6 protein-coding genes and 1 pseudogene are annotated in these 9,436 nt (G+C 70.2%); 3 read left to right on the forward strand and 4 right to left on the reverse strand.

What is annotated here, in order from left to right:
- Positions 1-94 (forward strand): annotated as a pseudogene (locus tag AB0G02_RS21345) (redox-sensing transcriptional repressor Rex); the annotation flags it as partial.
- A 13-nt stretch (positions 95-107) separates the two neighbouring features.
- On the opposite strand, the gene AB0G02_RS21350 reads toward AB0G02_RS21345, so the two are convergent.
- From AB0G02_RS21350 to AB0G02_RS21365, 4 genes are all read right to left on the reverse strand, one after another.
- Entirely contained in the window at positions 108-1,529 is a 1,422-nt protein-coding gene (locus AB0G02_RS21350) for an alpha-N-arabinofuranosidase (RefSeq protein WP_360797100.1), read from the reverse strand.
- A 91-nt stretch (positions 1,530-1,620) separates the two neighbouring features.
- Positions 1,621-2,487, reverse strand: coding sequence for a carbohydrate ABC transporter permease (locus tag AB0G02_RS21355; RefSeq protein ID WP_360797091.1), 867 nt, complete (start codon positions 2,485-2,487; stop codon positions 1,621-1,623).
- On the reverse strand, positions 2,484-3,446 hold the full coding sequence (locus AB0G02_RS21360) for a sugar ABC transporter permease (protein WP_360797093.1): 963 nt from the start codon (positions 3,444-3,446) through the stop codon (positions 2,484-2,486). Before AB0G02_RS21360 ends, AB0G02_RS21355 begins: the two co-directional genes overlap by 4 nt.
- 66 nt (positions 3,447-3,512) lie before the next feature.
- On the reverse strand, positions 3,513-4,850 hold the full coding sequence (locus tag AB0G02_RS21365; RefSeq protein WP_360797095.1) for an extracellular solute-binding protein: 1,338 nt from the start codon (positions 4,848-4,850) through the stop codon (positions 3,513-3,515).
- Positions 4,851-5,210: 360 nt separating this feature from the next.
- Here AB0G02_RS21365 and AB0G02_RS21370 point away from each other — a divergent pair, with 360 nt between their 5' ends.
- Positions 5,211-6,242, forward strand: coding sequence for a LacI family DNA-binding transcriptional regulator (locus AB0G02_RS21370; protein WP_360797097.1), 1,032 nt, complete (start codon positions 5,211-5,213; stop codon positions 6,240-6,242).
- A 262-nt stretch (positions 6,243-6,504) separates the two neighbouring features.
- On the forward strand, positions 6,505-9,436 hold a 2,932-nt coding region (locus tag AB0G02_RS21375), incomplete at its 3' end, for a glycoside hydrolase family 2 TIM barrel-domain containing protein (RefSeq protein WP_360797099.1).

The raw sequence follows: 9,436 nt of genomic DNA on the forward strand, positions 1-9,436 counted from the left end.
GGTGCTCGTGAGCCACATCGAGCGGATCCTCGGGCTGACCCGCAAGCACTCCGTCGCGGTCGTCGGGATCGGTAATCTTGGTCACGCGCTGGCCACGCGGACCGCCGTCACGACCGACCGGTGAGGCGCACGGCGGTCCACGACACGGGCGGCAGGACGACGTGCAGCTCGCCGTCCTCGACGTCGGCCTGCTGCGCCTTCGGCACCACGCGGTCCGGGTCGGCCTCGGTGTTGGTGGCCGAGCCGTCCGGGTCGTGCACCGTCCACGCCTCGGCCACCTCGACGTCGCCGAACGCGGCGAGGCCCGCCCTCAGGTCCACCGGCTCCGACCGGTGCCGGTTCACCACGAACACCACCGTGTCGCCGGTGTCCGGGTCGTGCGTGGCGACCGCGTCGACCACCGGGACGTCACCGAAGCGGTCCGTCGCGTACGTCGGTGAGGACGTCTCCACCCGCAGCACCTGCCCGCGCGCCAACCGGGACGTCAACGCGAACGGGTGGAAGATCGTCTGGCGCCACGCCGGACCGCCCGGCTCGCTGCGGATCGGCGCGATCACGTTCACCAGCTGCGCCTGGCACGCCACCGCGACCCGGTCGCTGTGGCGCAGCAACGAGATCAGCAGGTTGCCGACGACCACGGCGTCGGTGACGTCGTACTGGTCCTCGATGACCCGCGGCGCGACCTCCCACTCGGTGCGCGGCGCGGACTGGAACCTCTTCATGTACCAGACGTTCCACTCGTCGAACGACAGCGTGATCTTCTTGCTGCTCTTGAGCCGCGCGCCGACCGCGTCCGCGGTGGCCACCACGCTCTCGATGAAGTGGTCCATGTCCTGCGCCGAGGCCAGGAAGCTGTCCACGTCGCCGTCGAGCACCTCGTAGTAGGCGTGCAGCGAGATGTGGTCCACCTGGTCGTAGGCCAGCTCCAGCACGGTGGACTCCCACTCCCCGAACGTCGGCATGGCGGAGCTGGAGCTGCCGCACGCCACCAGTTCGAGGTCCGGTTCGGCCTGGCGCAGCGCGCGTGCCGTCTCGGCGGCCAGCCGGCCGTACTCGTGCGCGGTCTTGTGGCCGAGCTGCCACGGGCCGTCCAGCTCGTTGCCCAGGCACCACAGCTTCACGCCGTGCGGCGACGTCGAGCCGTTGGCGCGGCGCAGCTCCGACAAGTGCGTGCCGCCCTCGTGGTTGAGGTACTCGTGCACGTCGAGCGCCTCCGCGACACCGCGGGTGCCGAGGTTCACCGCGTACATCACCTCGACGTCGGCCTTGCGCGCCCAGCGCATGAACTCGTCGACGCCGACCTCGTTGGTCTCGATGCTGTGCCACGCGAGTTCGCGGCGCACCGGGCGGTCGGCGACCGGGCCGATGCCGTCCTCCCACCGGTAGCCGGACACGAAGTTGCCGCCGGGGTAGCGGACCAGCTCGACCCCCAGCTCGCGGGTCAGCTCCAGCACGTCGCCGCGGAAGCCGTCCTCGTCGGCGGTCGGGTGGCCGGGTTCGTAGATGCCGGTGTAGACGCAGCGGCCCATGTGCTCGACGAACGACCCGAAGAGCCGGCGTCGCACCGGCGCGATGACGTAGTCGGGGCTGAGGACCAGGGAGGCGTTGAGCACGGTTCTCCTACTTCAGGGCGCCTGCCGCCGCACCGCTGCGCCAGAAGCGCTGCAGCAGGACGAAGGCGACGACGAGCGGGACGATGGCCAGCAGTGAGCCGGTCACGACGAGGTTGAACAGCATCCGGGTGCCCGCCTCCTGCTGCGCGGTGTTGAACCAGGTGGTCAACCCCACGGTCAGCGGGTAGAGGTCGGAGTCGCTGAGCATCACCAGGGGCAGGAAGTAGTTGTTCCACGTCGCGACCAGCGTGAACAGGAAGACGGTGACGATCGCGGGCCGCATCATCGGTACCGCGATCTGCCAGAAGATCCGCAGCTCCCCCGCCCGGTCGATGCGGGCGGCGTCGATGAGCTCCACCGGCACGCTCTCGGCGACGAACACCCGGATCAGGTACGCGCCGAACGGGCTGAGCAGCGAGGGCAGGATGACCGCCCACATCGTGTCGACGAGCTCCACCTCCGACAGGATCAGGTACGTCGGCAGCACCAGCGCGGTGGCCGGCACCATGATCATGCCGAGCAGGGCGGTCTCGAACAACCGCTTCCCGAGGAACTGGAAGCGGGCCAGGCCGTAGCCCGCGGCGGCGGCCAGCGCCGTCGCGCCGAGCGCGCTCAGGCCCGAGTACAGCGCCGTGTTGAGCAGCCACTTGCCGTAGGCGCCGTCGTCCTCGCGGAACAACAACTCGATGTTGTCGACGAGGTTGAAGTCCGCGAACCACAGCGCGGGGCTGTCGAGCAGGTCGGGCTGGCTCTTGGTGGCGGCGACGACCACCCACAGCAGCGGGACCAGGAAGTACAGGATGCCCGCGCCCATCAGCAGGTGCGGCAGGCGGGTGTTCACCTTCGCCCGCTTCACGGCTCGGCCCTCGGTCATTTGCGCGCACCCCGCCTGCGGTTGACGAACACGAACGCGTAGGCCACCACGAACACCACGAAGCCGAGGGCGAACGAGATCGCGGCGGAGTAGTGGAAGTCCGAGTAGGCGAACGCCTGGTTGTAGGCGTACAGGTTCGGCGTGTACCCGGCCGAGATCTGCGGCGCGAACCTGGCCATGATCTGCGGCTCGGTGAAGAACTGCATGGTGCCGATCACGGTGAAGATCGCGGCCAGCGAGATGGCCTGCTTGATCGCCGGCACCTTGACCCGCAGCGCGATCTGCACCGGCGTGGCGCCGTCGATCACCGCCGCCTCGTACATCTCGCGCGGCACGCCCTGCAACGCCGAGTACAGGATGATCATGTTGTAGCCGGTCCACGCCCAGGTCACGATGTTGCCCAGCGACACCAGCAGCAGGGCCGGGCTGAAGAAGTCGATCGGACCACCGCCCACCAGGGTCGGCAGGTCGGCGAACGGGCCGAACGTGCGGCTGTAGAGGAAGCCCCACATGAGCGCGCCGACGACGGCCGGCACCGCGTAGGGCATGAACGCGATGAGCCGGAACGCCAGGGCGAACTTCGTGGTGACGGCGTCCAGCATGAGCGCGCCGGCCAGCGCGATCCCGAGCATGATCGGGATCTGCACGAGTCCGAACAGGACGACCCGCACCAGCCCGTCGAGCAGCAGCGGGTCGGTGAACGCGCGCACGTAGTTGTCGATGCCGCTGAACCGGGTGCCGAGGGCGAGGCTCTTGCTGGACAGGCTGAGCCAGAACGCGTACCCCAGCGGCACCACCAGGAAGGCGACGACGACGAGGAAGAACGGCAGGACGAACAGCATCCCGGCCACCGGGTGCGCGGTGACCCGGCGCGACCTGCGCCGCGAGCGGGACTCGGCCGGTGCGACCGGCGGCGGGTCGTCGGCCGCGGGCGCCGTGATCGGTGCGGACCGCGTCACGGGGAACCTCCTGGGCTGGTGTCGGTCCGCCGCGGCGCCGGAGCACGGCGGCGGGCCGCCGGAGACCTACTTGTTGACCTTGAAGCCCTGCTGCTCGGCGTACGCGACGACGTTCTTCTGCGTCTGCTCCAGCACCGTGCTCCACGGCCTGCTGCCGGACATCGCCTCGGCGCTGCGGTCGTTCAGCTCGCTGTAGACGAAGTCCTGGAACGGCGTGAACTGGAAGTCGCCCAACTTCTCCGACACCGGCACGAAGATCTCGTTCACCTTCTGCCCGTTGAAGAAGTCGTAGGCCTTGCCGGTGAACGCGGGGTCCGCGGCGACGTCCTTGACCAGCGGGTAGAGGAACGCCTTGTCCAGGCCGATGTCCCAGGCCGCCTTGGAGCGGCCGAACAGCTCGCGGGCGACCGTGGTCGCCGCCTTCGGGTTCTTGGCCTGCTTGGTCACGGTGAACGTCGAGCCGCCCCAGTCGCCCTGCTCGTCGGCGCCCGCGGTCCACTGCGGCATCGGCGCGACCGCCCACTTGCCGGCGGTGTTCTTCAGCGAGCCGGCCAGGTAGCCGGGCGTCCAGCCGGCCGCGGCCCACGTCCAGTACTTGCCCGAGTCCAGCGCGGCGCTGGCGTCGGCGGTGAAGAACGTGTCCTTGGCCATCAGGCCCTTGTCGACGAGGTCGCCGTACAGGTCGACGACCCGCTCGCACTCCGGCGCGGTCAGGTTGATCTTCACCTGGTCCTTGGCGGTGGTGTGCGAGTAGCCGTAGGGGCGGCAGCCGGACTGCCACATCAGGCCGTTCAGCCAGCCGCCGTCGCTGCCGAAGCTCGCGATGTGCGCGTTCGGGTCGGCCGCCTTGATCTTCACCGCCGCGTCGGCGTACTCCGCCCAGGTCTTCGGCACCGGGATGCCGTACTGGTCGAACAGGTCCTTGCGGTACATCAGCGCCATCGGCCCGCCGTCGACCGGGATCGCGTAGACCTTGTCGCCGTCCGAGGCCTGGCCCCACGCCCAGTCGGCGTAGAGGGCCTTGTCCTCGTTGGCGCCGTGCTCGCCCATGTCGATCAGGGCGTCGAGGATGATGAAGGTGGGGATCTGCTGGAACTCCACCATCGCCACGTCCGGTGCGCCCTTGCCGGCGGTGATCGCGGTCTTGAGCTTGGCGTACTGGTCCGGACCCGTGCCGACGTTGGTCCACTCGACCCGGATGTCGGGGTGGGAGGCGTTGAACGCCTCGACCACGCCCTTGAACTCGGGGTACCAGGCCCAGACGGACACCTTCACCGGCCCGCCGGCGTCGTCGTCCGCCCCGCCGCACGCGGCCACGGCGAGCAGGACGCAGACGGCCAGCCCTCCTCGGAGTTTCGCCAACCAGTTGCTGCCGGGCATGGGTGCGCCTTTCCGTCGCGGCATGCGTCCGGGCATGCGCGATCGCGATCACGGTGCGTGAGCGAAACGTACAGGGACGTGCGGCGACCCCGCGAGGCCCGTACAGGTGCCCTGAGGTCGGACGTGGTGCTGCGCCACGGCCGGCGGGTTCGGGTGAACCGAGGAGCGTCGACCGCCGTGGCACCAGGTCTTGCTGCGCTGCAAAGCACTATGGACGTCGCTTTGCTGCGCTGCAAGACCTCACCTGAAGTTAATTCAAATGAGATTTGAGACGGTCGCGGATCATCGTCCGGCTCGGGCTTGTCGTGGCGGAGGCTGCCGGGGCACACTCCTTTGCAGCGCTGTAGCGGTGGGGCCGCCGCGCCGGTCCGACGGAGGAGAACGATGCGCGACGCCACGCTGCGTGACGTAGCAGAGCTCGCGGGGGTGTCCGCGCGCACGGTGTCCAACGTGGTCAACGGCTACGCGCGGGTGACCGAGCGGACCCGCGAGAAGGTGGAGCGGGCGATCGAGGAGCTGGGCTACCGGCCCAACGTGCTGGCCCGCAACCTGGCCAACGGCCGGTCCAACCAGATCGCCGTGGTCGTGCCCTACCTCGACACGCCGTACTTCGCGGAGCTGCTCCAGGCGATCATCCCCAGGGCGCGCGACCGCGGGTACAACGTGCTGATCGACCAGACCGACGGCGACCCGGCGCACGAGCGCGAGTTCATCCGGCGCGGAGCGCGGGCGCTGCTGTTCGACGGGATGATCTTCAGTCCGCTGGGGTTGGCGCAGGCCGACCTGGACGACGGCGACCCGACGTTGCCGCTCGTGGTGCTCGGGGAGCGGTCGTCCAACGGCACGTTCGACCACGTCGGGATCGACGACGTGGCCGCGTCGCGCGAGGCGACGGCGCACCTCATCGGGCTGGGCAGGCGCCGGGTCGCGGCCATCGGGGACCAGCCGTACCCGACCGGTGAGGCAGCCCAGCTGCGCACCCTCGGCTACCGGCAGGCCCACGCCGAGGCCGGGCTGCCGGTGGACGAGTCGCTGATCATCCGCACGCCGAGGTTCAACCGGGCCGACGGCTCGGGCGCGATGCGCCTGCTGCTGGAGCGGGACGACCCGCCGGACGCCGTGTTCTGCTACAGCGACCTGGTCGCGCTCGGCGCGTTGCACGAGGTGCTGGAGCGCGGGCTGCGGGTGCCTGAGGACATCGCGCTCATCGGGTACGACGACATCGAGGAAGGCCGTTACTCCAACCCGACCATCAGCACCATCTCGCCGGACAAGGTCACCATAGCGACCACGGCGGTGGAGCGGCTGCTCGCGCGGATCGGCAACCCGGAGCCGCTGCCCGGCATCGAGGTCCGCGCCGCCCACAAGCTGATCGCCCGCCAGAGCACCCTGGGCCGCACCGCACCCCCGACCTGAACGCTCAACACACCCGTCCCGAACGTAGGACACGCGCGTGCTGAACGTAGGACTCTCGCGAGAGTCCTACGTTCGGAGCGCGAGAGTCCTACGTCCAGGTAGGCCGAGTTGAACGCTCAGGTCGGCCGGACGTGAAGAAAGCGCTTTCCAACGGCTATTGACAGGCTCCTGGCCCGGCGGCACTGTGTCGTTCTGTTGCTCGGCGCGCTTCTGTGATCGGTGTTGTGGGTTCACGGGTTGGAACCGGCGAGACGAGGGTCAGGTGGACAGACACAGGCGTGTGCTCCGGGGCGGCGTGGCGGCGGTGGTCGCACTCCTCCTCACGTCCGGCTTGGCGTCGAGCCCGGCGGCGACCGGCGAGCCGGCCGCCGCGCACCCCGTCCGCGGCGAGAGCTTCGACGGGTCGTGGAAGTTCGCCCTGGCGAACACCACCGGTGACGAGGACCCGGCGTACGCGGAGGCGGACGAGCCGGGCTTCGACGACTCGTCGTGGCGCGCGCTGGACCTGCCGCACGACTGGTCGATCGAACAGCAGATGACACCCGCGGCGGGCAGCAACACCGGCTACTTCCCCGGTGGGCTCGGCTGGTACCGCAAGACCTTCACGCTGCCGCGCTCGGCCGCGGGCAAGGCGGTCTCGCTGGAGTTCGACGGCGTCTACATGGACTCCGAGGTCTACCTCAACGGCACGCTGGTCGCCTCGCACGCCTACGGCTACACCGGTTTCGCCGTCGACCTGACCTCCCGCGCGCACACCGACGGCAGGACGCCGGACGTCGTCGCGGTGAAGGTGCGCAACAAGCTGCCGAGCAGCCGCTGGTACTCCGGCAGCGGCATCTACCGGCACGTCCACCTCGTCGTCACCGACCGCGTGCACGTCGCCCGGCACGGCACGTTCGTGACCACGCCGAACGTCGAGCGCGAGGTCGCCTCCGGGTACGCCACCGCGCACGTCCGCACCGACGTCGTCAACGACAGCGGCGCCCGGGACGTGGCCGTGCAGCACCGCGTCAAGGACGCCGCCGGGCGCGTGGTCGCACGGCAGCGCACGGCGGTGGACGGCACCACCACCGAGGCCGACCTCCGAGTGCCCGAACCGGCCCTGTGGTCGATGGCGGACCCGAACCTCTACACCCTGGAGACCGAGGTGACGGTGGCCGGCAGGCGCGTGGACGCCACCAGCACCCGGTTCGGCTTCCGCTGGGTCCGGTTCGACGCGGACGAGGGCTTCTTCGTCAACGGCGAGTACCACAAGATCCAGGGCGTCGACCTGCACCACGACCAGGGAGCGCTCGGCTCGGCGGTGCACCGCGACGCGTTGGCCCGGCAGTTCCGGCTGATGAAGGGCATGGGCGTCAACGCGTTCCGCACCTCGCACAACCCGCCGTCGCCCGAGCAGGTCGAGCTCTGCGAGGAGCTCGGCATCGTGATGATGGTCGAGGCGTTCGACACCTGGCGCAAGCCCAAGGTCGCCAACGACTACGGCCGGTTCTTCGACGCCGACAGCACCGCGGACGTCAAGGAGATGGTGAACGCGGCCAAGAACTCCCCCGCCGTCGTGCTGTGGTCGGTGGGCAACGAGATCCCGGACTTCTGGACGGTGCCGTTCGGCCCGGACACCGCCGTGCGGCTGGCCGCCGACATCCGCTCGATCGACACCAGCCGCCCGGTGGTCTTCGGCTCGGACGCCTACCGCCGGGTGCCCGCCGCCGGGTCGGGCCCGGACCGGATCCTCACCGCGCTGGACGGCCTGGGCCTGAACTACAACACGGCCGGCTCGGTGGACGCCCTGCACGCCCGGTACCCGGACAAGTTCATCTTCGAGTCCGAGTCGTCGTCCTCGACCTCCACCCGCGGCGCGTACCAGGACCCGCTGCTGCTCAACACCGGTGAGAACCGGACGCCGGGCAGGCGGGAGGCGTCGTCGTACGACAACAACATGGCCTCGTGGACGTTGAGCGGCGAGTACGGGTTGAAGAAGGACCGGGACCGGAAGTTCTTCCTGGGCCAGTTCCTCTGGGCGGGCATGGACTACATCGGGGAGCCGACCCCGTTCGACGGCGTGTTCCCGGTGCGCACCTCGCAGTTCGGCGCGATGGACACCGCGGGCTTCCCCAAGGACCTGTACCACCTGTTCAAGAGCCAGTGGACGACCGACCCGATGGTGCACGTCGTCCCGATGGACTGGACGGAGCACGAGGTGGGCGACCCGGTGCAGGTGTGGGCGTACGCCAACGTGGACACCGTCGAGCTGTTGCTGAACGGCCGGTCGCTCGGCGTGCGGACGTTCGACCACAAGAAGACCGCGTACGGCAAGGAGTACCTGGAGACGACCGAGCCGTCCGGTGACGACAAGAACGTCACCACCGGCCCGTTCCCCGGCAGCTACACCAGCCCCAACGGCAGCGCGGGCAAGCTGCACCTGACGTGGACCGTGCCGTTCGCGCCCGGTGAGCTGGTCGCGGTCGCACGGAAGGACGGCAAGGAGGTCGCGCGGGACGCGGTGCGCACGGCGGGCGCGGCGGACTCGGTGCGGCTCACGCCGGACCGGGAGGTCGTCGCGGCCGACGGCGAATCCCTCACCTACGTCACCGCCGACGTCGTCGACCGCGACGGCGTGGTGGTGCCGAGCGCGGACGACAGGGTCACGTTCTCCGTCACCGGCGGCGAGCTCGTCGGGGTCGACAACGGGCGACCGGAGAGCGTGGAGCCGTACCGGGCGGACGGCATGACCGCGTTCCGCGGCAAGGTGCTGGCGATCGTCCGGTCGGACGCGCGCGGCGGGCCCGTCACGGTGAAGGCGACGTCCCCGGGGTTGTTGCCCGGCAGCACGACCGTGTTCGCCGCGCCGGCCGGGGCGAAGGGCCTGGTCGGCGTTCAGCCGGTGGTCACGCGGACACCCCGGGGCACGGCTCCGGACCTGCCCGGCACCGTGCGGGGCGTCTTCGCGGACGGCTCCGCGAAGGAGCTGCCGGTGCGGTGGGACGCCGTTCGGGTGGACCGGGTCGGTGAGCAGGTGGTGAGCGGCCGGGTGGTCGGCGCGCACCAGCGGGCGCGGGCCGTGGTGTCGGTCCACGAGGTGCGCTCCGCGGACGGCTACGAGCAGACCGTGCCGGTCGGCGTCGCCCCCGCGTTGCCGCCGGTGACGCGGGTCGTGCACAGCGACGGCGTGGAGCGGTTCGAGCCGGTCGCCT

It is taken from the genome of Actinosynnema sp. NPDC023658 (genome assembly GCF_040639995.1).
Classification (GTDB): Bacteria; Actinomycetota; Actinomycetes; order Mycobacteriales; family Pseudonocardiaceae; genus Actinosynnema.